Raw genomic sequence first — 25,440 nt, forward strand, 5'->3', positions numbered from 1 at the left:
GGCCTAGCTCCCGCGGTAGGTGCTGTAGCCGAAGGGGGAGACCAGCAGGGGAACGTGGTAGTGGCCCTGGGCTTCGGCGATGCCGAAGCGGATGGGCACCGCGTCCAAGAAGGGCGGGCTGGGCAGGCGCACCCCCTGGGCGGCGAAGTAGTCCGCCACATGAAAGACCAGCTCATAGACCCCGATGGGCAGGGCTTCCCCAGAGAGGAGGGGGGTATCGGTCCGGCCGTCGGCGTTGGTGATGGCAGAAGCGACCAGGGTACGGGCGCCGCTTTCCTCGAGGCGGTAGAGCTCGAGCCGCATCCCCGCCGCAGGGCGGCCGTGGGTGGTGTCCAGAACGTGGGTAGATAGCCGGGCCATGCCAACCTCCTAGGGCCCCCGGGCCCCTTGGGCCACCCAGGCCCCAAGCCTGGCCCGCTGCTCCTGGGTCAGCGGGGGCACCCCGGGCAGCAGGAGGGGCATGTAGGTGGTGTCCACCGCAGTCTGCTTGATTTTACCCGCCTGGGCCACGATCTGCTCCGGGGTGTCAAACATCACCCCGGCGGGGGCCGAGGCGAAGCCGGGCTGGGTGGGCCTTGCGGCGTGGCACATGTGGCAGTGCTGCCGGATTATCCCCTCCACCTCGGCGAAAGGGACCGGGGAGTCCGCCTGGGCGGTTGAGGTGCGCGGGGCAGTGAGGTAGAAGGCCACCAGGACCAAAGCCGCGGCCCCCACCAGCAGGTAGGGCATAGCCCCCCCCTCCACGAGGGTCCTTTTGTGCTCCTTCTCGGTCACGTTAATGAAGTGCCGCACCGCCACCCCGGCCACGAAGAGCAGAATCAGGATGAGCCAGTTCGCCCCGTGGTTGTAGGTAAAGGGGAAGTGGTGGGCGATCATGGTGAAGAGCACGGGTAGGGTGAGGTAGTTGTTGTGACGGGAGCGAAGCTGCACCCAGGCCACAAACTCTGGGTCTAGGGCCTCGCCCTTCTGGGCAGCCCGCACCAGCTTTTTCTGAGAGGGGATAATCACGAAGAAAACGTTGGCGGCCATGATGGTGCCCAGCATGGCCCCGATGTGCATGAAGACGCCCCGCCCGCTGAATACTTGCCCGAGCAGGTACGCGGCCAGGGCCACCAGCATCCCGCCCACCAGCAAGAAGAGGGCCGGGCGGTAGAGAAGTTTGGTGCTGGAAAGGGCCACGTAGACCAGCCAGGCGGCCGGGAGGCTGGCCACCGCGATGGCCACCGCCGCCCAGCCGGGGAGGGGGCTTTGGGGGGGCAGCAGAATGGCCCTAGGGTCGGCGTAGTAGACGATGACCAGCAGCAAGAACCCCGTGACCCAGGTGAGGTAGGCGTCCCACTTGAACCAGTGTAGGTGCTTGGGGAGCTGGGCTGGGGCGGTCTTGTACTTCTCGAGGTAGTAGATGCCGCCCCCGTGGATGGCCCAGAGGTTGCCTGAGAGCTCAGCCCGCACCCCGTGCCGTTCTAGAGCGTTTTCCAGGAAGATGAAGTAGAAGCTGGCCCCAATCCAGGCGATGCCGTAGATGATGTGCAGCCAGCGCACCACTAGGTTGAGCCACTCCCGGGCGTGGGCCTGCCAGCCGTTGGCCAGGGTCAGGGCCACCCCTAGGGCCAGGAGGGCCAGGAGGGCCAGCAGCCAGGGCCACTTAATCAGGCGCAGGCGGTCTTGGTTGAGGGGGTCCATAGTTCTGTAGGCAGTCTAAGCCCGCCCAAGCAGGTCGGCAAGGCGAAAGTAGGCGATTTTGTAGATTTCCGAGAGGGCGGTCTGGAACTCGGCCTCTAGATCGTTCTCGAGCCTGGCCTCCATGGCCTGGAAGACCTCGGCCTTGCCCTTCCCGCGCACCGCTAGGATGAAGGGAAAGCCGAACCTCTCGGTGTAGGCCCGGTTGAGGGCCTGAATACGCTCGTACTCCGCAGGGGTGAGGGTGTCCAGCCCGGCGCCCCTCTGCTCGGCCCGGGAGGCCTCGGCCATGCGGGCGCGGCTCCCTAGGTCGGGGTGGGCTCGGATGAGGGCGAGCTGGGCCTCCCGAGGGGCTTTTTGTACGACCCCGACCAGGCTTTGGTGGAGGGCCTCCAGGCTTTTCCAGGGGCGGCTTTCCCAGGCCGCCCGGGCAATCCACGGGGAGTCCTCAAAGACCCAGCCCACTTTTTCCACGAATTCCTCGAGGGAAAGCCGGTTGAGCTCGTCTAGGGTCATATTTAGGCGTTCTGGCTGCGGTAGGCCCAGCCCACCAAGCGGCGCTCGAGCAAGGCGAAAACGGCGTAGAGCAGGATGCCCATGACCGCGATGACCAAAAGCCCACCGAAGACCAAAGGGACGTTGAACTGCGAACTGGCTGAGGTCATCATGTAGCCGATACCCTTCTGCGAGGCGGCAATTTCGGAGATGACCGCCCCCACGAAGGCCAGGGTGATGGCCACCTTGAGCGAGGCGAAGAAGTAGGGCATGGAGAAGGGAATGGAGACCCGGGTGAAGGCCTCCAGGCGGCTCGAGCCCAGCACCTTCAGCACCTCCCGCAGCTCCGGGGGCACCGCCGCGAGCCCGGTGGCCACGTTGACCACAATGGGGAAAAACGAGATCAGGAAGGCGGTCAGGATGGCCGGAATGGTGCCGATGCCGAACCAGATGACCAGCACCGGCACCAGCGCAGCTTTGGGCACGCTGTTGAAGCCCACCAGGATGGGATAGAGGGCCAGGTTGAGGGGCCGGGAGGTTCCCACTGCGGCCCCCAGGAGCACCCCCGTCACCACCGCCAGCCCGAACCCCGCCAGGGTGGTCCAGAGGGTCTGCCAGGCGTGGCCCATTACCACCCCCCAGACCGGGAGCAGCGACTGGATGGCTTGGGAAGGGGAGGGCAGCACAAAGGGGGGAATCTTGAAAAGCCGTACCGCGATTTCCCAAAGCACAAACAGCCCCACCGCGGCCAGGGCCGCGACCAGGACGTCCTTCTGGCGCGGGTTCATGCCCCTACCCCCTTGAGACCGGTGATCTGGCTGCGCATGCCCCCTATTTGCTTGCGAAGCTCCCGCACGATGTGGGCGAAATCGTCTTGGTAGGTGAGCTCGAGGGCCCTGGGTCGGGGGAACTCTACCCGGCGAACATGGGCGATTCTGCCAGGGCGGGAACTCATGGTGTAGATGGTATCGGACAAGTACACCGCCTCGCGCAGGTCGTGGGTGACCAGGATTACAGTAGGCCTGCGGTTTAGGTAGAGTACCTGCATAGCCTGCCAGAGCTCCTCACGGGTGAAGGCGTCCAGTGCCGAAAAAGGCTCATCCAACATCAGGATTTCGGGCTGGTGGATGAGCGCCCGGCACAGGCTGGCCCGCTGCTGCATTCCCCCCGAAAGCTCCCAGACGTGGGCGTTTTCAAAACCGGAAAGCCCCACCGAGGCCATCAGCTCACGGGCTGCCTCAACGTAGGGCTTGGGGTTTTGGCGGTAGCGCTGTTTGTGTTTGGGAGAGACCTCGAGGGGGAGCAGGATGTTCTGCAGCACGGTGCGCCAGGGCATCAGGGTGGGGTTCTGGAAGGCCATCCCGATGTTGACCGGGGTACTGCCCACTGGCTGGCCGCGAACGGTGGCCTGGCCCGCGCTGGGGGGGCGTAGGCCGGAGATGACCCGCAGTAGAGTGGACTTGCCGCAGCCCGAGGGGCCCACCAGGGCCACGAACTCCCCCTCCTCTATGGATAGGTTGACCCCCTCCACCGCCAGGTAGCCGTTGTCGTAGCGCAGGCTGACATCGCGCAGCTCAATGAAAGGCATGGTTGTACCCCGAGTCTAGCGCCCCAGGCTGGCTTGAGTCAAAGCTCAGCGGGCTGTGCCGGTAACCCGGCGTTCGGCGATGGGCGGCAGGAAGCGGTCTGTCCAGACCTGCTCCACCCGAAGCGTGGAGGGTAGCTCAAAAGCCTTAGCCACCGCCCGGATGTTCCGCTCTACCCGCTCCCGCCGCACCGAGCCCAGGCCAAAAGCCCGGCTGTCCGCGGTGAGCACGTGGGTGTTGAGGGCCAGAAGCAAGCGCTCCCGCTCCAGGGCCTCGTTGATGAGCCCGTCCCTCCGCTTGACTGCGGCGATGCCCTCGTCGGGGTTGGCGATGACGTCCTTGAAGCCCTTGACCAGCGCCCGGAGGAAGGCTGCGACCGCCTGGGGGTTGGCCTGGGCGAAGTCGCGTCGCACCACCACCGCGTTGCCGTAGAGATCCTGGGTGTAGTCGCCGTACTTGAAAATCACCATGTCCTCGGGCTTGACCCCAATGTTGCGCAGGTTGAGGAAGGAGGTGAAGTAGAAACCGGTGATGCCGTCGGCCTGGCCACGGGCCAGGGTGGGCTCGCGCAGGGGCACGTCCACGTTGATGAAGTTGACCCGGGCGGGGTCAATGCCCACCGCCTCGGCGAAGACTGGGAAGAGCCGGCGGCCTGCGTCCCCGGTGGGGGCGGCCAGGGTCTTGCCCACCAGGTCGGTGGGCCGGGTGATCCCCTTGCCTTTGAGGGAGAAGACCGCGGCAGGGGTGGTGTTGTAGACCATGAAGACCGCCAGGAGCTGGTTGTTGGGGTTGCGGGTGTTGAACTCAATGCGGGTGTTGAACTCAATGAGCGAGTTGAAGTCGGCAAAGCCCATGTCGTAGTTCCCCGCGGCAATCTTGCTGATGGCATCGGCCGAGCCAAACCCCCGGTCAATGCTGACATTCAGGCCCTCGGCGCTGTAGTAGCCCTTGTCCTGGGCCAGCAGGAAAGGCGCGGTGGGCCCCTGGAAGGCGAAGTCAAGGGTGAACCGCAGGTTGCGGGGCTGGGCTAGGCCCAGGCTGGTCAGGAGAAAAAGGGCAAGGAGCAGACCTCGAGTCCACATGGCAAACCTCCTTATGGTGCCAAGACACCTGGGCCGAGTATAGGGAGGCGGGTGGTGTGGTGTCAATCTTCTTTGGGGTGTTCTGGGGAGCTTAGCCCGACGGTTTGGTCAGATGTCCAGACTTTTCTGCTAAGCGTGAAAGAATAAATTGCATTTTGTTAATTATTTTGTGACGTTTTGCCGAAAGCATGGGGCCAAGGTTGCAGGAGCCGCCCAAAAGCGGCCAGGTGTTGGCCAATTCCGCACGCCCCCCGGTGCTGGGCCGGGGTGCGGGCCTACACCGCGATCGGCTTTTAGCTGGCGGGCATCCGGGTTAGCGCCGCTTGGGCCGCTCGTAGGGTCTGCTCCAATTCGGCCTCGCCGTGGGCGGTGGAGAAGAACGCCGCTTCAAACTGGCTGGGAGGCCAGTAGACGCCCTCCTCCAGAAGGCCATGGAAGAAGGCTTTGAAGCGCTCGGTGTCCGAGGCCACCGCCTCGGCGTAGGTGCGCACCGGTCCTTCGCGGAAGAAGACCGTGATCATGGAGCCCACCCGGTTGACGGTAGCGGGCAGGCCGGCATAGGTTAGGATGTCTTCCAAGCCCTCCTGCAGCGCCTTTCCGTAGGCTTCTAGCCTTCTATAGGGTGGGTCCTGGAAGAGGGTTTTTAGGGTGGCGATGCCCGCGGCCATGGCCAGGGGGTTGCCGCTCAGGGTGCCGGCCTGGTAGACCGGGCCCAAGGGGGCCACCTGGCGCATAACCTCGGCCCGGCCCCCATAGGCCCCTACCGGCAGCCCACCCCCCAGAATTTTCCCTAGGCACACCAGGTCGGGTTTGAGCCCCAAGAGCTCCACCGCGCCTCCTTTGGCCAGGCGGAAACCGGTCATCACCTCGTCGGCTATCAGCAGGGCGCCGTATTCCTGGGTGAGGCGGTGCAGGGCCTCGAGGAATTCCTCGGTGGGGATAATCACCCCCGCGTTGCCCACCACCGGCTCAAAAATCACTGCGGCAATCTGTTCGCCCTGCTGGGCAAATAGGGCTTTTAGCCCCTCGGGGTCGTTGTAGTCGGCTACCAGGGTCAGCTCGGCAAAGGCCTGGGGTACCCCGGCGCTCGAGGGGGCGCTTTTGGCCGTGCCCCCACCCCCTGTGAGCAGCCCCGAGCCAGCCTGCACCAGGAGGCTGTCGCCGTGGCCGTGGTAGTTGCCGCGGAACTTCACGATAAGCTCGCGCCCGGTGTAGCCCCGGGCCAGCCGCAGGGCGCTCATGGTGGCCTCGGTCCCGCTGCTCACAAAGCGCACCAGCTCAACCATCGGATAGGCCTCCCGCACCAGCTCGGCCAGGCGCACCTCCCGTTCGGTGGGGGCCCCATAGCTCAGGCCTTCCTCCAGCGCGGCCCGGATGGCCTCCACTACGGCCGGGTGGTTGTGGCCCAGAATCATGGGCCCCCAGGAGCCCACGTAGTCTAAAAGCCGGTTCCCATCGGCGTCCCACAGGTAGGCCCCCTGGGCCCGGGCGATGAAGCGGGGGGTGCCCCCTACGGCTTTGAAGGCCCGCACCGGGGAGTTGACCCCTCCGGGAATGAGCTGCTGGGCCTGGGCAAAAAGCTCAGCCGAACGTTGGGTCTTCATGCCCCGAACTTAGCACCCTGAGGGGTTTAGGGCAACGGGGGAGGCTCTTTTGAAGCGTTCCTCCAGGAGCCTAAAAGCCTCTGCCTGGTTCCTGGCTATGCGCCTGAGGCCTTCCTGGGCAAGCTGGGCTTGGGTGGAGGCTTCTGGGGCCAGGGCCACCACGTGGCAGTTCAGCGCCTCCAGCAGCAGCGCCTCTATGCCCCGTTTACGGGCCACCTCAAACAGGGCTGAGGCGTCTTTGGCCTGATTGAACAGGATCACCTGGACATCGCCGCGAAGCGCCTCAAAGAGCAGGGCTTCTAGCTCGGCGGGGGCTTGAGGAACGGGGGTCGTCCTAGGTCTGGGCTGCATGGAGCCGCTCCCGGAGGGCTTCCAGCCCCACCCGCTGGCAGAAGTCGCCAAAGGCCTCCCCCTCGAGCCGGGCCTCTTTGTAGTAGGCCAGCAGGGGCCTCAGCACGGGGGCGATGTCCTCGCGCTTCAGGTTGTCCAAAAAGGGCTCTCCCAGCCGGGTACCCAGCGGGCTTCCTCCCAGGTACAGGGTGTAGCTGTTGAGGCTGCGCCCCACCAGGCCCACCTCGGCGCTGTAGGGCCGGGCGCAGCCGTTGGGACAGCCGGTCATGCGGATATGAGGAATGGGGCCCTCCTGCAGTCCGAGCTGGGTGAGCAGCGCGTCCACCTCGCGAATCACCTTGGGCATGGCCCGCTCGGCCTCGGTGATGGCCAGGCCGCAGGTGGGCAGGGCTGGGCAGGCCATGGCCTGCTGCACCACCAAGGGGATTTGCCCTTGGAAGGGGATGGGTACGCCGTGGGCCTGCAAGAGCGCCTCGAGCTGGGCCTTTTGCTCCGGTGGAACGTTGATGAAGAGCAGGTTTTGCTGTGGGGTGAGGCGCACCTCGAGGCCGAGCTGCTCCACCGCTGCTCGTATCCCCCGGCGCAGCTCGTCCCTGACCCGGCCGTTCTCCACGAATAGCCCCAGGAAAAGGCGCCCATCGCCCTGCTCGTGCCAGCCCAGGTGGTCGTCGCCCGAGGCCCAGTGGAGGGGTTCGGCTGGAGGGAGCGGGGTCCCCAAGTAGGCCTCCACCGTGGCCTTGAAGCGCTCCAGGCCCCAGGTCTCCACCAGGTACTTCATGCGGCTGTACTTGCGCTCGTCGCGCCGACCGTGGTCGCGCTGAACCCGCACAATTGCCTCCACCACCTCAAAGAGCTGCGCCTTGGGAATGGTGGTGAGGGGTTTGGCCAGAATGGGCCGGGTCTCCTTTAGCCCGTGGCTTTGGCCCAGACCGCCCCCTACCAGCAATGTAAAGCCTTCTAGACCCTGCCCCACCACCGGCACGATGCCGATGTCCTGGGTGTAGACGTCCACGCAATTGTCCCCCGGCGCGGCGAAGGCGATTTTGAATTTGCGCGGCAGGTAGGTGTCGCCGTAAAGGGGCTCGCTCTCCTCGGCGCTGACGGCCTTTTCTCCGTCCAGCCAGATTTCATAGTAGGCCCGGGTGCGGGGCTTGAGCCTTTGGGAGAGGGCCTGGGCGTAGGCCAGCACCTCGGCGCGCACCCCATCGGCGAAGGGGGCCGGGCAGGCCACCACGTTGCGCACCACATCGCCGCAGGCCGAGAGGGTGGTGAGCAGGTGGCGGTGCAGGGTTTGGATGAGGGGCTTGAGCCCGCCTTTGTGTACCCCATGGTACTGGATGGCCTGGCGGGTGGTGATGCGCAGGGTGGCGTTGCCCAGCCGGTCGGCCAGGTCGTCCAGGGCCAGGTACTGCTGAGGGGTAAGGGCCCCACCGGGGATGGCCACCCGAATCATGAAGCTGTAGGCTGGGCCCAGCCCCTGGGCCTTTCGGGCTTTGCGGAGGTCCCTATCGTCCTGCTGGTAGATGCCGTGGAACTTGAGAATCTGGTAGCCCTCCTCGCTGAAGTGATCCAGTCCGTTCTCTAGCTCCCGGTCAACCGGTCCGCGCAGCCTTTGGCTTTGGAGTTTAATCTGCTCTACCTTGGATAGCTTCTCCGACATGCTTCCTCCCAAGAAAAACAAGCGGCTGAGGCTCCTGGCGTCCTTTTGGGCCCGTTGGCAGCCGATGGGCCACCACCGCGCCCAGCACCCAGACTGCCGGGGCTTCCACCGCTAACTGCCCCGCTGCCACCTCAGCCAGGGTTGAGACGACGACCCGCTCGTGGGGGGTGGTGCTTTTCTCTATGAAGGCCACGGGCTCCTTGGGGCCGCGGCCCAGCCTGATGAGGGCTTGGGCCAGCTCCACCCGCCGCTCCACTCCCATCAGGACCACCAGGGTTTCGGCCTGGGCCACCCGCTCCAGCGCGGGGGGGAGGCCGCCTGCGGCTTGGCCGCTTATCACCGCGAAGCTGTGGGCCACCCCCCGCAGGGTGAGGGGGATGCCGGCCAGGGTGGGCGCGGCCAGGGCCGAACTTATTCCCGGTACCACCTCCACCTCAATTTGGTGCTCGGCCAAAAAGGCCCACTCCTCCGCTCCGCGCCCGTACACCATAGGGTCGCCCCCCTTGAGCCGCACCACCCGCTGGCCGCTTTGGGCATGGGCCAGCAGGAGGCTTTGGATTTCCTCCTGCACCTGGGCTTGGGTTCCCCGGGTTTTGCCCACGTAGATGCGCTGGGCCGTGGGATTGACCAGCTCGAGTACGGCGGGGGAGACCAGCCGGTCGTAGAGCACCACCTGGGCTTCCTGCAAGACCCGGTAGGCCCGCAGGGTCAGTAGCTCAGGGTCGCCAGGGCCGGCCCCCACCAGGTAAACCTTTCCCCTCACACCGCCTCCAGGTGGGTTTCCGGGAAGGAGATAGAGGTGGGGTTTGGGGTTTCGGCGTAGAGGGCCTGCCAGAGGACCCCTCGAGCCCGCTCCACTTCTCCCAGCACCACTAGGTCCAAAGCCGCGCTGTCCACCATGCGGTACCAGGCCGCCTTACGGGCCTCAAAGTCGTGGGGGTAGGCCTGCTGAACCAGCGGGCGGAAGGAGCGCAGGAGCTCGAGGTAGATGGCGTAGGCTGGGCCATACTCGGCTGCCAACCGCTCTTTGATGCGCACCCCCAGGGCGGGGGCTGCTCCGCTGGTAGAAACAGCCAGGATGAGGTCCCCCTGGCGGTGTACCGCAGGCAGGATGAAGTCGCAGTAGGCGGGGTCGTCCACTGCGTTGAGCCAGACCCGTCGAGCTCGAGCGGCCTGGGCCACTAGGGCGTTAATCCAGCGCCCCGCAGGATGGGCCACGCACAGCCAGACCCCTTCCAGGTCGCTTGGCAGGAACCCTCGGTGGTGCCAGACGATGGCTCCTTGTTCTACCAGGTCTTCCAGCTCGGGGTGGGAAAAGGGGGAGACCAGCACCACCTGGGCCCCCGCTTGCGCGAGGCGCCGCACCTTGGCTGCGGTTTCGGCCCCTCCCCCTACGAAGAGCACCCGCTTGCCCCGCAGGTCCAGCATCACCGGGAAGAACATCTACCGTACCCCCTTGAGCACCAGGTGCGAGCCCACGAAGATGAGCCAGAACAAAAGGCCTACCCGGAAGGGCCGCTGGGCCACGTGCTGGGCCAGCAGAGCCCCGGTGAGGGAGCCCAGAAGCCCACCCAGGCCGAGCTTGAGGAGAAGAGTTGGGTCCACCTGGCCCAGCGCGGCGTGCAGGCCGCCACCCACCAGACCTAGCCCCAGGCCAAACCAGATGTCGGTGCCCACCACGGCTTTGGGGCCGAGGCGGGTGCCGCTGAGCAGGAGGAGGGTGCCCAACGCGCCCGCTCCGGCGGAAGAGAAGCCCATCTCCAGCCCGATAAAAGCCGCGCCCAGCACCAACCAGACTGGCCGCAGCACCTTGGGGCGGAAGTCCTTGCGGAAGGTCAGGTAAAGGTTGGCTAGGGCGCATAGGAGCACCGTGGCCCCAATGACCACCAGGACCAGCTCGCGCTGGGACTTGAGCGCGCCCAGGGCCAGGCTGCCCACCGCGGCGGCCGGGATGCCCCCCAGCAGCAGGAGGCCTAGGGTACGCCGGTCCACCTGGCCTTGCCGGAGGTAGACCAGCCCAGCCGGTATCTTGGCGAAGAAGGCGTAGAGCAGAGCGGTGCCCACCGCCACTTCCACCGGAACATCCAAAAAGAGGAGCAGCACGGGTGCGGTTAGAGTGCCCCCGCCTACCCCAGAGAGGCCGATGGCCACCGCAATAAGGAAGCCAATCAGGATTTCCATCCCACCCCTCCTTGGGCTTGGTAGGCTTTGCGCAGCACCTCGGCCACCTCGGGGCGGGTGAACTCCAGCGGCAGGGCTTCCCCGGCCCGAAGCAGTTCCCGCACCCGGGTTCCTGAGAGCAGCAGATGATGCTCAGGGCCGTGGGGGCAGGTGCGGCGGCTCACGATGGTTCCACAGCTTCGGCAGTGGAAGGTGTGCTCAAACTTCAGGATTTCTATGCCAATCTCCCCAGGGGCGAACAGCTCAAAAATCTCCTGGGCCTCGTAGGGGCCGTAGTAGGAGCCCACTCCGGCATGGTCGCGCCCCACGATGAAGTGGGTGCAGCCGTAGTTCTTGCGGCTGATGGCGTGCAGAATGGCCTCGCGCGGCCCGGCATAGCGCATGGCCGCTGGGTAGACCCCCAGCAGCACCCGCTCCTTAGGATAGTAGCGCTCCAACAACACCTGGTATGCCTGCATCCGCACCGTGGCAGGCACATCGTCGCTTTTGGTCTGCCCCACCAGGGGGTTGAGAAACAGGCCATCCACCAGCTCGAGGGCGACTTTGTGCAGGTACTCGTGGGCCCGGTGGATGGGGTTGCGGGTCTGGAAGGCCACCACGGTCTTCCAGCCTTTTTGCGCGAAGAGGGCCCGGGTCTCCGCAGGGGTGTAGTGGTGCTCGGGGAAGTCCCCCCGGGAGAGGCGGAAGAGCCAGACGGGACCGGCTAGGTAAACCTCCCCTGAGGCCAGCAGGGCTGCTACCCCAGGGTGGGCTTGGTCGCAGGTGCGGTAGACCTTTTTCGCTTCGGCTTCTTTGTCCGGGCGGTACTGCTCCTCTACCTCCAGAAGCCCCACCGTTTCACCCCGGTAGACCAGGCGTGCCCTCCGCAGGCCGCGGGCGGTCTTTGGGTCCACCCCCAGGGTGATGGGGATGCTCCAGGGCAGACCGTTGGCCAGGCGCAGGTACTCCAGGACGCTTTGGTAGTCGGCCTGGCCCATGAACCCTTCCAGAGGGGAGTAGACCCCGGTGGCGATGAGCTCGAGGTCGGCGTAGCTTCGCTCCGAAAGCTGCACTGCGGGTAGGTGGGCGTAAGCTTCTGGCTCCTCCTCGAGCAGCCGGTTGACCAGCCGCCCCCCATGGGGTGGGGGCAGGGTGGGTTTGCTTACAATATTTGTAATCTTTTCCATGGCAAAAAGACCTCCCATAAGGCCCTTGGGCTAAGCCCGTCCCTAAAGCGCTTCTTTCCCTACCCAAAGCCCGCACTCGGTCTTGCCCCGTCCAGCCCAGCGGCCGGCTCGAGCCGGCTCCCCAGGCCGCACCGCGCGGGTGCAGGGCCAACAGCCGATGCTCAAGAACCCAGCCCAGTAAAGGGGGTTGACGGGCAGCTCGTGGGCTTTGGCGTAGGCCTCCAGCCGCTCACGCGTCCAGTAGGCCAGCGGATTGATGCGTACCCGCTCGCCCGGCTCCACAAAGCCAAGGTGGGCCCGGGTGGAGGCTTGGTCGCGGCTGCGGGCGTTGAGCAGCGCCCGGGGCTTCTTCCGTTCCAGGTAGGCCCTAAGCGGGGCTACTTTGCGCGCGGCGCAGCAAGCGTCGGGGTCGGTGCGGTAGCGCTCCTGGCCCCATGGCTCAGGCTCTAGGCCGGCGGTTAGGGTCACGAATTGGAGGTCCGGATAGCGCTCGGCCAGCCGGTCGCGGGTTTGCAGGGTTTCCGGGAAGTGGTAGCCGGTGTCCACAAAAACCACCTCCCCTCGGTAGCCAGCTTTGTAGGCCAGGTCTATCAGCACCGTTCCGTTTAGGTTGAAGGCGCTGGGTAGGATGAGGTCAGGGTAGGTCTCTAGGGCCCAGCCGATGACCTCCAACGGGTCGGTTTCCTCGGTCCAAGCGGGGTTCATGCGGGCACCTCCAGTCGGATGCCAAAAGGCTCTAGCGCCTCTTCCAGGCGCTTTAGGCATTCGGGTAGGGTTTCTTGGTCGGTGCGGAGGTGCAGGTCGGGGTGGAGGGGGGGCTCATAGGGGTCGCTGACCCCTGTGAACTGGGGAATCTCGCCCCGCAGGGCCCGGGCATAGAGGCCCTTTACGTCCCTTCGGGCCACCACCTCCAGGGGAGCGTCTACGAAGACCTCGAGCTTCCGCGGAGCCTGGGCCAGCACCTCCTCGCGGGTGGCCCGGTAAGGGCTGATAGCGCTTACCAGCACGATTACCCCGTGCTTGGCCAGTAGGTTGGCCACATAGCCGATGCGCCGTACGTTGGTGTCGCGGTCTTCCCGGCTAAAGCCCAGGCCCTTGGAGAGGTGTTCCCGTACCGCGTCCCCGTCCAGAAGCTCGGTGGCGTAGCCAGCCGCCTCGAGCCGGGCTTGCAGGGCCTGGGCCAGGGTGGTTTTCCCCGCTCCCGAGAGGCCGGTGAACCAGACCACCAACCCTTGAGGCTTCAGCCCCATCTCCATCCCCCTTTGACTTTTGGAAAGGCCAGGCTCGTGCGTTGCATCGGTGTCCTCCCTTGTCTTTGGCCGCTTTAGAACCCAGGTCGCACCTGGCACCAAGCCCGGCGGGCTCAGGGAGCCCCCAGGTGGGTTGCCGCGGCGTCTGTTCCCTCGGCTGTTCTAGGTAAGTGGGGCCTTACCCCCTCTGGGCCCTGGGCCCAGATGGCAGGTAGGTTAGCATAGATGACAAGTTTTGTAAACTAATCCCCTTTGACCATCCCGGCTCCGCCGTGGTATTTTTGAACCTGCGCTGCGCGGCGTCGGGGAGTAGCGCAGTCTGGTAGCGCATCTGCTTTGGGAGCAGAGGGTCGCTGGTTCGAATCCAGTCTCCCCGACCAAACCGCACCCGTGCGGGAGTAGCTCAGTTGGCAGAGCGTCAGCCTTCCAAGCTGAATGTCGCGGGTTCGAATCCCGTCTCCCGCTCCAACCGCGTCCAGCACGCAATAACCCGCACTTTTGACTTGGTACAAAACTTGCATTTTTATTATCCCCTACTAAGCGTCAACGGCAGAGGCAGTCTACCCCGCCCTGACCGCCGTTTGCAACCCGACCGGCGGCCCCTTATTGGCCGAGGCTCTCGGTGGCCCGCCGCACCGTCTCTCGGCTACGGTTTCCACGAGCCTGATGTCGGCCTCTAGCGGACAGTTGGCCAGGGCCAAGACCGCCAAGGCGCAACCGGCTGCCTTGAAGGGAACCTGGTAGGCGTGGTCGTTGTAGATGCCGCCATGGGCTGGGCCTACCAGCTTCAGGCTTTCCAGAAGCACAGTTGGACTGACCTGTTGCTCCTTTTGTTAGCGCGAATAAGCGGTAATCGGCCTGCTGCGTAAGGGGGTGCGGCAGAAGGAAAAGAACGTGTGCGGAAAGCGCCGCACCCGCCCGAGCGTTTGCGCAGGCCGAGTGGCCCCGCCTTGCCGCACCACGTGACGCACGCTGATTGAGTGCGTCACGCGGTATTTCCTTTATTCGGGGGTCGCCCCTTTCAGGAAGCGGGCGGCCTCTTCGAGGGAGGCGAATACGCGGGTAGGGCCGTTGTACTCCTTCAGGCTTACGGTGCCCTCGAAGGGCGGTAGAAACTTCAGCAAGTACCACCTACCAGCAATCTTGAAGCGGTATAGGCAGCCACAGCCCTTGGGGTCTATCACCCGCACCCGTGAGCCCTTCGGTGGGAGCTCGGGCACAGAGTGCCAGTGGGTGGGGCACCCCGAAGGGTCGGGGTCACGGGTAGGGGTAGTGGAGTTTTGAGTTTTCGCGGAAGGGTCTGCTAAAGTTGCTAAACTTGCTAAACCGGTTGGGTTATCCTCGTTCAGGACGCAAGTTTCAGCTTTAGCAGGTTCTGCTAAAGCGCTGCTAAAGTCTGCTAAAGTTGCTAAACCCCCAGGGGCCGGGTTCTCATCTTTAGCAGGTTTAGCAGGGTTTAGCAACGGATTAGCGGGGTCTGCTAAAGGGGTGGAATCCTGTCCTGGAGGGCAAAAGTCTTTGCCGTTTAGCAGATTAGCAACTTTAGCAGGGGGTAACTCGGAAAACTCAAACTTGGGGAAGGGCATGGGGGGACACCTCCCAAACTTCAGAGCGTTTGGCGCCCTCGACCTCGAACCCTGTTCGGGGGGCGATGTAGTGGTGGGCCTCAAGAATCCGTAGAACCTCCCTGGCCTTGGCCGCGCTACGCACCCCAGCGGGGCCAAACTGGTACACCTCCGCCAAATGGAATACCCGGCGGCCCTTGGCTTTGCAATGCTCCACCACCCAGGCCAGCACCTCGCCGGCGAGAAGGAGCTCTCGGGGGATGCGGTATCCGCCTACCAACCGCAAAGCCTCGGCCCCGTAGAACTGGGCCAGGACGATACCCCGCTCGACGGCCTCTCGGTTTAGCTGAGGAGCCTCGGGGTTGCTGAAGAGGGCCAGCACCCCGGCCAGCCGCAGGGCGTGCTCAGGGAGCTTTGAAGCCAAGGCGCGGATGGGGGCCAGGTCTCCGGGGATGTTCCTCTCGACATGGTCATGAAAAGCTGTCCAGAGACGCTTCGCCTCGGAGTGCAGGGGCAGCGGTCGGAGCTCTAGGCCCCGCTTCTTGCTCTCCGGGTCATCCAGCACCCGGCGCTTGAGGGCCTCCAGGATGTTGGCCAACCGGGCGGCATACGCCTGATAGGCCGGGGTCTCGGCGATGTCCTCGGCAACGTAATACCGGCCCCCAGCGGTGCTCAAAGGGGCGGCGGTGAGCATCCGGGCCAGGATGCCCTGCCCCTGGGCCAGCGGGTCACTTAGAAGGGTGCGGGCCACCTCAGGCTGGGCCATTAGGTGCAGAGCGAGCCTGCGGTTGAAGAGGAGGGTGGCCCCATCCCCCGCCCTTACGCGGTCAATGGGGCGGCCATCCCAGAGTTCCGACAACCCTGCAATCGTGCGGAGGCGGTGGTCTCGGGCCATCGCATAACCGCCCAGGAACGAGCCCCCCTCGGAGGAGAAGAGGCCCACAGCAGGCCAACCCACAGCCAGCAGCTTGACGAGCCCTTCGAGTGTGGGCTCACCCGTGAGCATGATGCCGCTCCAGGGCTCGGGCGGCGGGGGGCCGAGCTCCTCAAGGGCGGCGTCTTTTTCAGCCCTGCCCTTGCGCTTGTCTGCGAGAAGGCGTTTGCGCTCGGCTTCCCACACGGCCATCTGGCCCTGCCAGCGGGTGTACTCCTCTTGCTGGGCCAGGTGCAGGGCTTTCTGGCGTTCGCGAATGGGAGCAGTAGCGACCTCGTCCACCGCGCTTTTGCGTTCGCCTGATTCGGCGATGGTGAGCAGGTAGAGGTTCAGCGGATAGGTGCGCCCATCAAGGACAACGTTAGCCAGCCCTTGGGTCGCCATGGACGCGGCGGCCAGGAAGGAAGCTCCCACCAGCGCATTAGGGGCTTGCACCACGCGCAGGGTCTCACGGGCGACGGCTTCGAGGGGGCCGAGGGCCCCCAAGGGGAAGAGCTCGGGAGCCTCGGGGTCGCGGTATAGGGGTAGTGGCTCCGGCCAGAGGGCCTCGATTGTGGCTTCAGGGGCTTCTAACAGGTCTGTGAAGGGGTTATAATCCAGCATAGATTCGCTCCTTGCCCCGCCCTACCAGGCGGGGGTTTTGTTTGCAACCAACACGTCCAACCAATCAGCGCCAGGGGTACGCGGCACGGCCAGCCGCACCCGGCGGCCCTCGGCGAGCAGCCGCCCTGCGAGCTTGCGGGCGGCCTCTAGCCCGGCCCTATCGTGGTCGGCGGCAATGACCACCTCGCGAGCCTCAGGGGGCAGCACCACCCGCTCCAGGCCTCCGGCGCTCACACAGGCCCACACCGGCCAGCCGGTAACCCCACGGACGGCCAGGGCGGTCTCGATGCCTTCGGTAAGGGCTAAGGGTTTGTCTGCTTCGAGAGGGTAAAGACGAATCGCAGCGCCCAGGGGTTTGCTTCCGGCGGCCAGCTTCTTCTCCTTCCGGCCCGAACCATCGGGCTCAAGGAAGGTCAGGTGCAGGCCTCGAAGCTCACCGCGCACATCCTCGACGCGGGCCAGCACCACGGGCCGGTCGCCCCACAAGGCCAACCTCAGCGAGGGGGGAGGCTCGATATTGAGCCCTCGGGCCCGTAGGTAGGCCCTGAGCAGGGGATGGTCGGGCTTGGCCGATTTCCACCAGCGCTCCCAGGGTTCACGCACCCCGGCCTCGGGGGTGGGGGCTTCCGCTCGGCGGCGTGGGGCCAGCCAGGGCCGGTCAGAACCCCTGTAAAGCTCCCGCCAGCTTAGGCCCACCGCATGGAGCACGGCCTCGGCAGGGCAGCCCGCAAAGCAATGCAGAAGCACCCGCTCGCCTTCGAGGCGAATGCTCAACGCTCTGTTGCGCCCGCTCCCGTGGGCAGGGCAGGTAGCTGTCCACCTGTCCGGCCCGGCGGGCTTGACGTGAGCGAGGCGCTCCAGCAGGCGGTTGTGCGGTTGACTGTCGTCGAGGTTTGAAAAAGTATCGGCCACGGTTTACCTCCGCCCGTGGCCGGTGTAACCTAAAGGGAGCCCCTGCAAAAGGCTCCTGGTCGGTTCACCGGCCAGGGTTTTTTTCGTTCTAACAACTCCTTGACAGCACGCGACGGCTCCCCTCAGGAAGCATCGCTTTCTTGCCGGTTGCCCAGGCCGCCACTCAGCAGGGCCTCTAACACGGTGCGGGGGAGCACATAGCCACGGCCCAGCCTGATGCCGTACTTGCGCATCAGCCTGTAGGCCGCGTCGCGGCCCACCAGTTGGGGGCCCAGCACTTCGCGGAGTTGGGACAGGTTCAGTAGGGGGGGTAGCTTCTCGTTTTCCATGTTTTCCTCCAAAACAAAACCCCCGAGTGTGGCTCGGGGGTCGCCTGCTGAGGGTTGGTTTATTCGCGATATTTGCTGAGAATCTCTTGCAGCACATGCCCGCCGTGGATGAGGCGCAGCTTCTGGCCGAACGCGAACGTCTCCGCGTGGTCGAGGCCCGCTGTTTTGAGCCCCACGTGCTTGAAGGGGCCCAATAGCCCTAGTTCGCGGGCGACCTTTTCGCGTTGCCCCTCCGAATCGGCTATGCGCTTGCTGAGCGCCCACCAATCTTGCGCCAACTTGCGAAAGTAGTCCTCAAGCCCGGCTACCAATGAGGCGGCCTGCTCCAAAAGCTGGTCGTGGGTCGCCAGAAGCATTCTGTACTCTGCCTCCAGCTTTTCCCTTTGGCGGGCGGCCTCGATTTCAGCAATCCGAGCCTCAATGGGCTTGGCCTCCTCAGCCAGGCGGGCAAGTAGTCGCTCAACGGCAACCACCTCCACGTTCGCGGCTACTTGCTCCTCGGCGCTGTGGGCGGCGTCCAAACGCTTTTGTGCAACCGCCAGACGCCCTTCGAGTTCGGCCTTGCGCTCCAAAAGGGGCTTCAGCCTCCCTTTGAGGGCCTTGTACTCGTCGTACTCGTCGGGTTGAGGCGGTAGTGGGGTGGTTTCCAGAACAACAAGCTCTTGCAGGGCACTCCTGGTGTCCTTCTCCATATCTCACGCTCCTTGTGGGGATTTCCGCGCACGTGCGGATAGTAGCAGTTTACAGCGGTTTGATAAGTGCGGTATTGGCTATAGCCACATGCCTGTCTACTGAAGGGTGGGGCCAGTCTTTGCTTAGTTGTCCGAGGTGACCAAGAGCTGGCTACAAAACTCGTCCAAGACAACCTTCAAGGCTGCCCCGGAGCTTTGCGACTACAATGGGGAGTATGGAGAATAAACCCGACCTGGAAATGCTCAAACCCCTCACCCTTGTTTGCGGCATTGGCCTCACCAACGTATCCATCGCCCAAGAAGCCATTTTTGCGGCGATGGATTTTGAAGCGGCTTACCAAATGGTTCATGGGGCGGATGAGACGGACGGCATCTACGAAGACCCCGCTTACCGGGTGCCCTTCAAGGCGGGCAACTGGGTGGCGGTCTATAGCTCCCAGGTGGTGCCCTCCCCCTTTGCCCGTGGCCCTTATGCCAACATCGGCTTCGGCCCCTTGCGGGTGCTTTGGGTGAACGGTGCGGGCGAATGGGGCTATAGCGAGCACAGCGAGGATGAAGGCGCGCCCGGCAACCTGAAGGAGATGAAGGGCAAGCTGAAGAAGCTCATCGCCACCATCCGCCCGGTGAAGGGCATCCCCGGCTTCCAGATGCCCCCTCAGAAGAGCCTGGACGGCGTGCTCGAAGCCAACGCCGAGCAGGGCTGGCCCCTGGAGCGCCTAATGGCCCTGGCCCGTGGAGAGATTGAGCTGGACAACCCGGCCATGCGCTGGTGGAGGTAGCCGTGCGCAAGCACTTGTACTTTGTCCAGGTGAGAGGCCGGGAGAAAACCTAGTCATGGTATCGCTACGGAAAGGCAGGGGCTTGCAGGGGTCAAACGCTCCGAAGTTTGGGAGGTGTCCCCCCATGCCCTTTCCCAAGTTTGAGTTTTCCGGCTTACCCCTTGCTAAAGTTGCTAATCTGCTAAACGGCAAAGACTTTTGCCCTCCAGGACAGGATTCCACCCCTTTAGCAGACCCCGCTAATCCGTTGCTAAACCCTGCTAAACCTGCTAAAGATGAGAACCCGGCCCCTGGGGGTTTAGCAACTTTAGCAGACTTTAGCAGCGCTTTAGCAGAACCTGCTAAAGCTGAAACTTGCGTCCTGAACGAGGATAACCCAACCGGTTTAGCAAGTTTAGCAACTTTAGCAGACCCTTCCGCGAAAACTCAAAACTCCACTACCCCTACCCGTGACGACCCCTCAGATTGTCCTACCTACTGGCGCGGGCGGTTTATTTTGGTCAGAGCCGCAACCGCTCCAGCGGGCTAAAACGCCGATGGGCATCGCGCAAAGTGGCCGAATCCATGTGCAAATAGATAGAGGTGGTCTCCAGCTTGGAGTGTCCAAGCAACACCTGTAGGCTCCGCAGGTCGCCCCCAGCTTTCAGGTACTCCACCGCAAACGTGTGGCGGAAGGTGTGCGGCCCCACGTGGTCGCGCATAATCCCTGCACGACGGGCGATGCGAATGGTTTCCTGGGTAATCTCCCCGGCCCGCAAAGGGTCGCCGTGGCGGTCGAGGAAAAGCGTGGCCTCACCCGGCCTACGGGGACGGCGCTCGTTGTTGAGGTACTCGTTGATGGCCCTGAGCGAGCGCTCGGAGAAATAGACGATGCGCCCGCCGGTCTTCCCCTCCACCCGCATGGTGCGCTCCCGCCAGTAAATCGCATCAAGCTGGAGCGAGACTGCCTCACCCCGGCGGATGCCGGTGTCGAGCAGAAGCCGATACAAGGCCAGTTTGCGCCGGGCGTTGGGGGGCTCTGAGGCCGCCGCGAAAAAAGCCCGTAGCTCGTCCGGGGTGAACGGTTGGACAACCTGTTTGGGGGGGCGGTAGTGGGGCAGCTCCAGCGACAGGTCGGTCTGGGTGTAGCCGCGCTGATAGAGCCATTTGAGGAAGGGCCGCAACGCCCGCTCGTACTGCGAGAGGGTGCTGATGGAGACGGAAATGCGCCGACCCCGCCCGCCTTGCGAGCGCTTAGCGGCAAACCAATCCAGCAAAATGGCCGGGGTCAGCTCGGCCAAGTCGCGCGCCCCCGTCTCCTCCATCAACAGCCGCGCGGCGGTCTCCTGCCAGTGCACCGTAGCGGGGCTTTTGCCGTGAGCCTCCCGCTCCCGCAGATATTGCCCGAGCAGGGCGTCAAGGTTGGGGGTGGGTCTGGACAGTTTGAGGGGCTTTGGCATAGGCTACCTCCTGGGCAAAAACTCACACGCGCTAACGCTCAGTTTTGAGGGGGGTCAATGCGGGTTTTTGCGTCCAGGACATGCGGGAGTAGCTCAGTTGGCAGAGCGTCAGCCTTCCAAGCTGAATGTCGCGGGTTCGAATCCCGTCTCCCGCTCCAGAAAGTAATCTGAAGGCAAAAACCGCCCCTCTGCTCACCGCGAAACCCCTTTTACGCTGGCCCTCGGCCCTCGCTCGGAGCTCTGGGCCTGATGTTTATACCCTGCTGGCTATGTTTTTCTGGAGTGTGACAGTTTTGTGACACTTTTTTGGGGCTTTTGCTACTGATAATCAGTTTTGTATGGAGCGGCTGGCGCTCATTGGGGTTTCCCAGCGGCGAGGGGGCAGCGCGGCCCTGCAGGCTTGGAACGAGTGGTTGCAGGTCCGGCTCGAGCCGCCGCCGGGGCTGCTGCAGGAGTGGGTGCCCCTTCTGACCTGCAACCGCAGCGAGCTGGTGCTGGCCCTGGGGGAGGGGGTGGAGCTCGAGCAGCTCCGCCAGCACCTAATCCCTTCCCACCTGCCCCGCGGCTACGCCTTTGCCGGAGAGGCTGCCTTGGAGCATTTGGCCCGGGTGGCGGCCTCCTTGGACTCGGTCAACCCTGGAGAGGACCAGATTATGCAACAGGTCAGGGCGGCCTTTGAGGCGGCTTCGGCTGCCGGCACGGTGGGCCCCACCACCAGCTTCGCCTTTCAAAACGCCCTGCGCATCGCTAAGCGGGTGCGTCGGGAGGTGCTGCTGGCCCCCGCCCAGACCTCGCTTTTCAGCCTGGCGCGGCCGGCTTTGGAGGCCATGCTGCCCCGCCCTGCGCGGGTGGCGGTGGTGGGCGCAGGGGAGATGGGAAGCCTGGCCGCCCGTAGCCTGGCCGCTGTGGAGGGTTTGGACCTGTGGGTGGTCAACCGCAGCCTGGATAGAGCCCGTGCCCTGGCCGAGAGGCTGGGGGCTAAGGCTTTGGGACTAGAGGAGTTTTTGGCTAATCCCCCGGCCTTGGACGCGGTGGTGGCGGCTACGCCGGTGGCGGGCCTTCTGGGGCCGGCTTTCTTCCAGAAACAGCCCCGGCTGGTGGCGGTGGTGGACCTGGGGATGCCCAAGAACGTGGTACCCGAGGCGGTGCGTGGGGCGGTGCTCTTTGACCTGGAGCGCCTACAGCGCCTTGGGGAGGAGCGCCGCGCGCGCTTGCAGGCTGATCTGGCCCGGGCCGAGCGGATTGTGCTGGAGGAGGTGGAGCAGGTGGTGATGGAGTGGGCGGAGCGCTCAATGGCCCCGGCCATCGCCCGGATGCGCGAGGTCTACCGCCGCACCTTGGATGAGCTGGTGGGTGAGCTGGTGGGGCCGGAGATGGTGGAGCGGCTGGCCCACCGCTTCGCCCACTTTCCGGTTAAGGGCCTGAGGGGGCTGGCCCGGTGGCATGGGGCCGAGGTAGCCCAGACCTTCCTGAAGGAGGCTGGGTTGTGGGAGGCGGGGCGTGGCTAGGGTGCGCCTGGCCACCCGTGGAAGCCGCCTGGCCTTGTGGCAGGCCGAGTGGGTGGCCAAGCAGCTCGTTCAGCAGGGGGCCGAGGTGGAGCTGGTGGTGGTGGAGACCCAGGGCGACCGCGAAAAGCGCCCCTTTGCGCAGATGCAGGGCCAGGGCTTTTTCACCAAAGCAGTTCAGGAAGCGGTGCTGGAGGGACGCGCCGACTTTGCGGTGCACTCCTACAAAGACCTCCCGAGCGCCCGTCCGGCGGGTTTGGAGATTGCCGCGGTGCCGCCTCGAGAGGACCCCCGTGAGCTCCTCTTGGTACGGCTGCAAGCGGTGGACCAGGTAGCCCCTGGCCTGCCCCTGCGGGCTGGGGCCCGGGTGGGGAGCAGCGCTGCCCGGCGGCAGGCCCAGCTCGCCCACCTGCGCCCCGACCTTTCCCTTTTGGAGCTGCGGGGCAACGTGCTCACCCGGGTGGAAAAGCTTCGGCAGGGCGAGTACGACGCGGTTCTTTTAGCCTACGCGGGGGTGCGACGGCTAGGGCTGGACTTAAGTCCCTTCCACTGGCAGGTGCTTCCGCCTACGCTTTTGGTGCCAGCCCCGGCCCAAGGGGCGTTGGCCCTGGAGTGCCGCCAGGACGACAAGCGTCTGAGGGCCTTGCTGGAGCCTTTGGACGACCCCTCGGCGCGGCGTGCGGTGGCGGCGGAGCGCGGTCTTATGGCCCGCTTGGCCGGGGGTTGCCAGCTTGCCTTGGGGGCGCTGGCCCAGGAGACGCCGGAGGGACTCCAGCTCCTGGCCTGGTACCGGGGCCGAAGCTACCAGGCCCGAGGGTCGGACCCAGAGGCGGTGGCGGAGGCGGTTTTCAAGGAGATTTGCAGCGAGTACCCGGAGGTGGTATGCGAATCGCCCTGACCCAGTCTGAGGGCCGCTTGGCGGGTTTGCAGGAGGCCTTGGAGGCTATGGGCCTCGAGGTTTGGCGGGTTCCCCTGGTGCAGACCCGCTTTCTGCCTGCTGACCTGACCCCCATCCAGGACTGTCGTTGGTGGCTTTTTACCAGCGTCGCGGCGGTGCGGGCGGTGCAGGCTTTGGGGGCCAGCCTCGAGGGGCGGAGGCTGGGTGCGGTGGGCCCTGCGACCCAGCGGGCTTTGGAGGAGGCGGGGGGGGTTGTGGAGCTGGTGGCCCCGGAGGGGAACGCGCTGAGCCTGGCCAAGGCTTTTCTGGCCCGGCGCCCCTTCGGCTTTGTGGGCCTGCCCCAGGGCAACCGGGCTCAGCCCCACCTGGCCCGGTGTTTGCGGGAGGCGGGCTACACCGTGGAGGCGGTGACGGTTTACGAAACCCTGGTTCGCCCCTGGCCGCAGGGTCTGGAGGCCCCCGAGCTGCTCTTGCTGGCCAGCCCCTCTGCGGTGGAGGCCCTGCCCGAAGCGGTGGGAGGAAGGGCTCACAGCCTGGCCTTGGGCCCGAGCACCGCGGCGGCTTTGGGGGAGCGGGGCTGGTCCTACACCCTTCTGGCCAGTCCCAGTGTGGAGGCCGTTTTGCAGGCCATTCGGGATATCCGAGGTGAACTGTGCTTGACTTGAAAGAACCCAAGACCCTGCCGCTGGATGCCCCCTTTCGGCTGACCCAGCGGCCCCGGCGGCTGCGGGCCACGGCGGCTCTGCGGGAGAGCGTTGCGGAAACCCACCTTCGGCCTACCGATTTCATTGCGCCCTTCTTTGTGCTGCCCGGACGGGGTCCTTCTGAGGCTATCCCGGCCCTGCCTGGGGTTTACCGCCACAGCGTGGAGGGGTTTTTGCGGGAAGCAGAGCGGGCCTTGAGGCTAGGGGTGCGCTCCTGGCTCCTCTTCGGGGTGATGCCCGAGGAGGCCAAGGACCCCCTGGGCCAAAGCAGCGCCGACCCTGAGGGGCCGGTGCCCCAGGCCGTCCGTGCGGCCCGCAGGGCTTTTGGCGAGGAAGCAGTCATCTACACCGATGTCTGCCTTTGCGCCCACACCTCCCACGGCCACTGCGGGGTGCTGAAGGAGACCCCCCGTGGGCTGCGTATAGACAACGACCGCTCGTTGCGCCAACTTGCGGCGATGGCCCTTGTCCACGCCGAGGCTGGGGCCGACTTTGTGGCCCCTTCGGACATGATGGACGGCCGGGTGGGCTACATCCGCCGGGTCTTGGACGAGGCGGGCTTTATCGAGGTGGGGGTCCTCTCCTACGCCGTCAAGTACGCCAGCGCTTTCTACGGCCCTTTCCGCGAGGCGGCCAAGAGCGCCCCTAGCTTTGGCGACCGGGCCAGCTACCAGATGGATGTGCGCAACGCCCGGGAGGCTTTGCGGGAGGCTGCTCTGGACGAGGCCGAGGGAGCCGATATGCTCATGGTCAAGCCGGCTTTGGCCTACTTGGATATCTTGGCCCGCCTGCGTCCCAGCACCCCGCTGCCCCTGGTGGCCTACAACGTGAGCGGGGAGTATGCCATGCTCAAGGCCGCTGCCCAAGCCGGGGTGCTGGACGAGGCCAGGGCGGTGCGGGAGACGCTTTGGGCCATCAAGCGAGCAGGGGCCGACCTAATCGTGAGCTACCACGCTTTGGAGGCCCTCGAGCAGGGATGGCTTTAGGTGGGGGGTATGCCTGGGCGAATTCTGAGCGGGCTGGCTTCCTTTCGGAACCGGGGTGGCTGGGGGCCTTGGCCCCAGCGGGGGCGCTGGGTCTGGCTGGCCTTTGGCCTGGTGGTGGGTTTTCTCCTCGCCCAGGTGGGCTGGTGGCTGGTTTTTCAGCGCAACTACATCCAGCAGAACATTGAGTACGCCGAGACCGCCTGGCTACAGGAGGCCGCCTTGGTACAGCAGCTCTGGGCCGCCACCGCCCCCGAGAAACGCGCCGCTTTGCGGGCTGAGCTAAGAGCGGCCTTTCCTCACCTCGAGGTGGAAGGTGAGCGGGTCTATGTGAACCCCGAGCGGTTGGCGGCCTACCGGGCCGAGCAGATGCGCTACCTACGGATGTTCGCTTACGAGGGGCCGGTCTTCTTGCTGGTGATGCTCCTGGGGCTTTACATCATCGCCCGGAGCCTCAGGAGCGAACAGGAACTCAAGCGGCGCCAGCAGAACTTTTTGATGGCCGCTACCCACGAATTCCGCACCCCCTTGAGCACCCTGCGCCTTTTGGTCCAGACCCTCGAGCTGCGCGAGCTGCCCCGGGAGAAGCAGCTCGCCTACCTGGGACATATGGCCCAGGAGGTGGCCCGCCTGGAGGACCTCACCGAGCGCCTTCTGGCCACCTCGAGGCTGGCCCAGGGGCTGGGGCAGGTCAGGCCTGAACCCCAGGACCTGAACCAGGCCGCCGGGCGCTGTCTGGCCCGGCATCAGGCCAGCCTGAAGGCCCGGGGGGCCAGCCTCCACTTCCAACCCTTCCCCAGCCCGCTGCCCGTGGAGATTGACCCTGAGGCGTTTGGCCTGGTGCTCTCTAACCTCCTGGACAACGCCGTCAAGTATAGCCCAGGCGAGGAAAAACCGGTCTGGGTGCGGCTCCGGGCCGAAGGAGGGCGGGCTTTGCTCGAGGTCGAAGACCGCGGGGTGGGCCTGCCCCAGGCCGAGCTGGAAAGCATTTTTGAGCCCTTCTACCGGGTGGGGGACGAAGAGACCCGCCGCACCCGGGGGC

At 65.1% G+C, this 25,440-nt stretch carries 27 protein-coding genes and 3 tRNA genes; 9 read left to right on the forward strand and 21 right to left on the reverse strand.

Features of this window, described 5'->3' with window-relative positions:
* Nucleotides 1-3: 3 nt before the first annotated feature.
* From uraH to cysC, 15 genes are all read right to left on the reverse strand, one after another.
* Nucleotides 4-360: a hydroxyisourate hydrolase gene (uraH, locus tag Mlute_RS02425; RefSeq protein ID WP_119359166.1), complete on the reverse strand. Its 357-nt coding sequence runs from the start codon at nucleotides 358-360 to the stop codon at nucleotides 4-6.
* A gap of 9 nt (nucleotides 361-369) precedes the next feature.
* Nucleotides 370-1,683: a urate hydroxylase PuuD gene (locus tag Mlute_RS02430; RefSeq protein ID WP_119359167.1), complete on the reverse strand. Its 1,314-nt coding sequence runs from the start codon at nucleotides 1,681-1,683 to the stop codon at nucleotides 370-372.
* 15 nt (nucleotides 1,684-1,698) lie between these two features.
* Nucleotides 1,699-2,196, reverse strand: a complete 498-nt coding sequence (uraD, locus tag Mlute_RS02435; protein ID WP_119359168.1) for a 2-oxo-4-hydroxy-4-carboxy-5-ureidoimidazoline decarboxylase — start codon at nucleotides 2,194-2,196, stop codon at nucleotides 1,699-1,701.
* A 2-nt stretch (nucleotides 2,197-2,198) separates the two neighbouring features.
* Nucleotides 2,199-2,963: an ABC transporter permease gene (locus Mlute_RS02440; RefSeq protein WP_119359169.1), complete on the reverse strand. Its 765-nt coding sequence runs from the start codon at nucleotides 2,961-2,963 to the stop codon at nucleotides 2,199-2,201.
* The gene (locus tag Mlute_RS02445) at nucleotides 2,960-3,763 is read right to left on the reverse strand and encodes an ABC transporter ATP-binding protein (protein WP_119359170.1); all 804 of its coding nucleotides are present in this window, start codon (nucleotides 3,761-3,763) and stop codon (nucleotides 2,960-2,962) included. Before Mlute_RS02445 ends, Mlute_RS02440 begins: the two co-directional genes overlap by 4 nt.
* Before the next feature lie 45 nt (nucleotides 3,764-3,808).
* Nucleotides 3,809-4,843 carry an ABC transporter substrate-binding protein gene (locus tag Mlute_RS02450; RefSeq protein WP_119359171.1) on the reverse strand — a complete coding sequence of 345 codons (1,035 nt, stop codon included), beginning with the start codon at nucleotides 4,841-4,843 and terminating at the stop codon, nucleotides 3,809-3,811.
* Nucleotides 4,844-5,136: 293 nt separating this feature from the next.
* Nucleotides 5,137-6,447 (reverse strand): glutamate-1-semialdehyde 2,1-aminomutase, encoded by a 1,311-nt coding sequence (gene hemL / locus Mlute_RS02455; RefSeq protein WP_119359172.1) that lies wholly within the window; start codon nucleotides 6,445-6,447, stop codon nucleotides 5,137-5,139.
* 9 nt (nucleotides 6,448-6,456) lie between these two features.
* Nucleotides 6,457-6,798: a hypothetical protein gene (locus Mlute_RS02460; protein WP_119359173.1), complete on the reverse strand. Its 342-nt coding sequence runs from the start codon at nucleotides 6,796-6,798 to the stop codon at nucleotides 6,457-6,459.
* Nucleotides 6,782-8,458 carry an NADPH-dependent assimilatory sulfite reductase hemoprotein subunit gene (locus tag Mlute_RS02465; protein WP_119359174.1) on the reverse strand — a complete coding sequence of 559 codons (1,677 nt, stop codon included), beginning with the start codon at nucleotides 8,456-8,458 and terminating at the stop codon, nucleotides 6,782-6,784. The genes Mlute_RS02460 and Mlute_RS02465 overlap by 17 nt, the downstream gene beginning before the upstream one ends.
* Complete coding sequence (gene cobA, locus Mlute_RS02470; RefSeq protein ID WP_119359175.1) at nucleotides 8,424-9,221, reverse strand: uroporphyrinogen-III C-methyltransferase; 798 nt, start codon at nucleotides 9,219-9,221, stop codon at nucleotides 8,424-8,426. The genes Mlute_RS02465 and cobA overlap by 35 nt, the downstream gene beginning before the upstream one ends.
* Nucleotides 9,218-9,901 carry a precorrin-2 dehydrogenase/sirohydrochlorin ferrochelatase family protein gene (locus tag Mlute_RS02475; protein WP_245958818.1) on the reverse strand — a complete coding sequence of 228 codons (684 nt, stop codon included), beginning with the start codon at nucleotides 9,899-9,901 and terminating at the stop codon, nucleotides 9,218-9,220. The genes cobA and Mlute_RS02475 overlap by 4 nt, the downstream gene beginning before the upstream one ends.
* Entirely contained in the window at nucleotides 9,902-10,639 is a 738-nt protein-coding gene (locus Mlute_RS02480; protein ID WP_119359176.1) for a sulfite exporter TauE/SafE family protein, read from the reverse strand. It lies immediately after the preceding gene.
* Nucleotides 10,627-11,805, reverse strand: a complete 1,179-nt coding sequence (sat, locus tag Mlute_RS02485) for a sulfate adenylyltransferase (protein WP_119359192.1) — start codon at nucleotides 11,803-11,805, stop codon at nucleotides 10,627-10,629. The genes Mlute_RS02480 and sat overlap by 13 nt, the downstream gene beginning before the upstream one ends.
* Nucleotides 11,806-11,847: 42 nt before the next feature.
* A complete protein-coding gene (locus Mlute_RS02490) occupies nucleotides 11,848-12,510 on the reverse strand; it encodes a phosphoadenylyl-sulfate reductase (protein ID WP_119359177.1) in 663 nt (220 codons plus the stop codon).
* On the reverse strand, nucleotides 12,507-13,154 hold the full coding sequence (gene cysC, locus Mlute_RS02495) for an adenylyl-sulfate kinase (protein WP_281270827.1): 648 nt from the start codon (nucleotides 13,152-13,154) through the stop codon (nucleotides 12,507-12,509). Before cysC ends, Mlute_RS02490 begins: the two co-directional genes overlap by 4 nt.
* A gap of 204 nt (nucleotides 13,155-13,358) precedes the next feature.
* Here cysC and Mlute_RS02500 point away from each other — a divergent pair.
* Together Mlute_RS02500 and Mlute_RS02505 are read left to right on the forward strand one after the other, a co-directional pair.
* Nucleotides 13,359-13,435: transfer RNA gene (locus Mlute_RS02500), tRNA-Pro, on the forward strand.
* Nucleotides 13,436-13,447: 12 nt separating this feature from the next.
* Nucleotides 13,448-13,523: transfer RNA gene (locus Mlute_RS02505), tRNA-Gly, on the forward strand.
* Between the two features lie 533 nt (nucleotides 13,524-14,056).
* On the opposite strand, the gene Mlute_RS15825 is transcribed toward Mlute_RS02505, so the two are convergent.
* From Mlute_RS15825 to Mlute_RS02535, 5 genes are all read right to left on the reverse strand, one after another.
* Complete coding sequence (locus Mlute_RS15825) at nucleotides 14,057-14,275, reverse strand: hypothetical protein (RefSeq protein WP_147371021.1); 219 nt, start codon at nucleotides 14,273-14,275, stop codon at nucleotides 14,057-14,059.
* Between the two features lie 346 nt (nucleotides 14,276-14,621).
* On the reverse strand, nucleotides 14,622-16,157 hold the full coding sequence (locus tag Mlute_RS02520) for a YfjI family protein (RefSeq protein WP_119359181.1): 1,536 nt from the start codon (nucleotides 16,155-16,157) through the stop codon (nucleotides 14,622-14,624).
* Nucleotides 16,158-16,178: 21 nt separating this feature from the next.
* Nucleotides 16,179-16,931 (reverse strand): toprim domain-containing protein, encoded by a 753-nt coding sequence (locus Mlute_RS02525; RefSeq protein WP_245958820.1) that lies wholly within the window; start codon nucleotides 16,929-16,931, stop codon nucleotides 16,179-16,181.
* Nucleotides 16,932-17,191: 260 nt separating this feature from the next.
* Complete coding sequence (locus Mlute_RS02530) at nucleotides 17,192-17,398, reverse strand: hypothetical protein (protein ID WP_119359194.1); 207 nt, start codon at nucleotides 17,396-17,398, stop codon at nucleotides 17,192-17,194.
* A 59-nt stretch (nucleotides 17,399-17,457) separates the two neighbouring features.
* Nucleotides 17,458-18,090 carry an AAA family ATPase gene (locus Mlute_RS02535; protein ID WP_119359182.1) on the reverse strand — a complete coding sequence of 211 codons (633 nt, stop codon included), beginning with the start codon at nucleotides 18,088-18,090 and terminating at the stop codon, nucleotides 17,458-17,460.
* A 215-nt stretch (nucleotides 18,091-18,305) separates the two neighbouring features.
* Here Mlute_RS02535 and Mlute_RS02540 point away from each other — a divergent pair, with 215 nt between their 5' ends.
* Nucleotides 18,306-18,869: a hypothetical protein gene (locus Mlute_RS02540; RefSeq protein WP_119359183.1), complete on the forward strand. Its 564-nt coding sequence runs from the start codon at nucleotides 18,306-18,308 to the stop codon at nucleotides 18,867-18,869.
* A gap of 500 nt (nucleotides 18,870-19,369) precedes the next feature.
* Here the strand turns inward: Mlute_RS02540 and Mlute_RS02545 are convergent, their stop codons facing one another.
* Nucleotides 19,370-20,308, reverse strand: a complete 939-nt coding sequence (locus tag Mlute_RS02545) for a tyrosine-type recombinase/integrase (protein ID WP_119359184.1) — start codon at nucleotides 20,306-20,308, stop codon at nucleotides 19,370-19,372.
* 82 nt (nucleotides 20,309-20,390) lie between these two features.
* On the opposite strand from Mlute_RS02545, the gene Mlute_RS02550 reads away from it, so the two are divergent.
* The 6 genes from Mlute_RS02550 to Mlute_RS02575 all read left to right on the forward strand — a co-directional run.
* Nucleotides 20,391-20,466: transfer RNA gene (locus Mlute_RS02550), tRNA-Gly, on the forward strand.
* A 180-nt stretch (nucleotides 20,467-20,646) separates the two neighbouring features.
* Nucleotides 20,647-21,816: a glutamyl-tRNA reductase gene (locus Mlute_RS02555; protein ID WP_119359185.1), complete on the forward strand. Its 1,170-nt coding sequence runs from the start codon at nucleotides 20,647-20,649 to the stop codon at nucleotides 21,814-21,816.
* On the forward strand, nucleotides 21,809-22,711 hold the full coding sequence (hemC, locus tag Mlute_RS02560; RefSeq protein WP_119359186.1) for a hydroxymethylbilane synthase: 903 nt from the start codon (nucleotides 21,809-21,811) through the stop codon (nucleotides 22,709-22,711). Before Mlute_RS02555 ends, hemC begins: the two co-directional genes overlap by 8 nt.
* Nucleotides 22,696-23,376, forward strand: coding sequence for a uroporphyrinogen-III synthase (locus tag Mlute_RS02565; RefSeq protein ID WP_119359187.1), 681 nt, complete (start codon nucleotides 22,696-22,698; stop codon nucleotides 23,374-23,376). Before hemC ends, Mlute_RS02565 begins: the two co-directional genes overlap by 16 nt.
* Nucleotides 23,364-24,401, forward strand: coding sequence for a porphobilinogen synthase (hemB, locus tag Mlute_RS02570; RefSeq protein ID WP_119359188.1), 1,038 nt, complete (start codon nucleotides 23,364-23,366; stop codon nucleotides 24,399-24,401). Before Mlute_RS02565 ends, hemB begins: the two co-directional genes overlap by 13 nt.
* A gap of 9 nt (nucleotides 24,402-24,410) precedes the next feature.
* Nucleotides 24,411-25,440: sensor histidine kinase (locus Mlute_RS02575; RefSeq protein ID WP_147371022.1), on the forward strand; the 1,030-nt coding region annotated here is incomplete at its 3' end.

Source organism: Meiothermus luteus (assembly GCF_003574085.1).
Taxonomy (GTDB): domain Bacteria; phylum Deinococcota; class Deinococci; order Deinococcales; family Thermaceae; genus Meiothermus; species Meiothermus luteus.

Excerpts from the sequence above, each read along its gene's own strand:
- uraH (WP_119359166.1), bottom strand. The coding sequence starts at position 360 with ATGGCCCGGCTATCTACCCACGTTCTGGACACCACCCACGGCCGCCCT.
- Mlute_RS02430 (WP_119359167.1), bottom strand. The coding sequence starts at position 1,683 with ATGGACCCCCTCAACCAAGACCGCCTGCGCCTGATTAAGTGGCCCTGG.
- uraD (WP_119359168.1), bottom strand. The coding sequence starts at position 2,196 with ATGACCCTAGACGAGCTCAACCGGCTTTCCCTCGAGGAATTCGTGGAA.
- Mlute_RS02440 (WP_119359169.1), bottom strand. The coding sequence starts at position 2,963 with ATGAACCCGCGCCAGAAGGACGTCCTGGTCGCGGCCCTGGCCGCGGTG.
- Mlute_RS02445 (WP_119359170.1), bottom strand. The coding sequence starts at position 3,763 with ATGCCTTTCATTGAGCTGCGCGATGTCAGCCTGCGCTACGACAACGGC.
- Mlute_RS02450 (WP_119359171.1), bottom strand. The coding sequence starts at position 4,843 with ATGTGGACTCGAGGTCTGCTCCTTGCCCTTTTTCTCCTGACCAGCCTG.
- hemL (WP_119359172.1), bottom strand. The coding sequence starts at position 6,447 with ATGAAGACCCAACGTTCGGCTGAGCTTTTTGCCCAGGCCCAGCAGCTC.
- Mlute_RS02460 (WP_119359173.1), bottom strand. The coding sequence starts at position 6,798 with ATGCAGCCCAGACCTAGGACGACCCCCGTTCCTCAAGCCCCCGCCGAG.
- Mlute_RS02465 (WP_119359174.1), bottom strand. The coding sequence starts at position 8,458 with ATGTCGGAGAAGCTATCCAAGGTAGAGCAGATTAAACTCCAAAGCCAA.
- Mlute_RS02475 (WP_245958818.1), bottom strand. The coding sequence starts at position 9,901 with ATGTTCTTCCCGGTGATGCTGGACCTGCGGGGCAAGCGGGTGCTCTTC.
- Mlute_RS02480 (WP_119359176.1), bottom strand. The coding sequence starts at position 10,639 with ATGGAAATCCTGATTGGCTTCCTTATTGCGGTGGCCATCGGCCTCTCT.
- sat (WP_119359192.1), bottom strand. The coding sequence starts at position 11,805 with ATGGAAAAGATTACAAATATTGTAAGCAAACCCACCCTGCCCCCACCC.
- Mlute_RS02490 (WP_119359177.1), bottom strand. The coding sequence starts at position 12,510 with ATGAACCCCGCTTGGACCGAGGAAACCGACCCGTTGGAGGTCATCGGC.
- Mlute_RS02520 (WP_119359181.1), bottom strand. The coding sequence starts at position 16,157 with ATGCTGGATTATAACCCCTTCACAGACCTGTTAGAAGCCCCTGAAGCC.
- Mlute_RS02530 (WP_119359194.1), bottom strand. The coding sequence starts at position 17,398 with ATGGAAAACGAGAAGCTACCCCCCCTACTGAACCTGTCCCAACTCCGC.
- Mlute_RS02535 (WP_119359182.1), bottom strand. The coding sequence starts at position 18,090 with ATGGAGAAGGACACCAGGAGTGCCCTGCAAGAGCTTGTTGTTCTGGAA.
- Mlute_RS02540 (WP_119359183.1), top strand. The coding sequence starts at position 18,306 with ATGGAGAATAAACCCGACCTGGAAATGCTCAAACCCCTCACCCTTGTT.
- Mlute_RS02545 (WP_119359184.1), bottom strand. The coding sequence starts at position 20,308 with ATGCCAAAGCCCCTCAAACTGTCCAGACCCACCCCCAACCTTGACGCC.
- Mlute_RS02555 (WP_119359185.1), top strand. The coding sequence starts at position 20,647 with ATGGAGCGGCTGGCGCTCATTGGGGTTTCCCAGCGGCGAGGGGGCAGC.
- Mlute_RS02565 (WP_119359187.1), top strand. The coding sequence starts at position 22,696 with ATGCGAATCGCCCTGACCCAGTCTGAGGGCCGCTTGGCGGGTTTGCAG.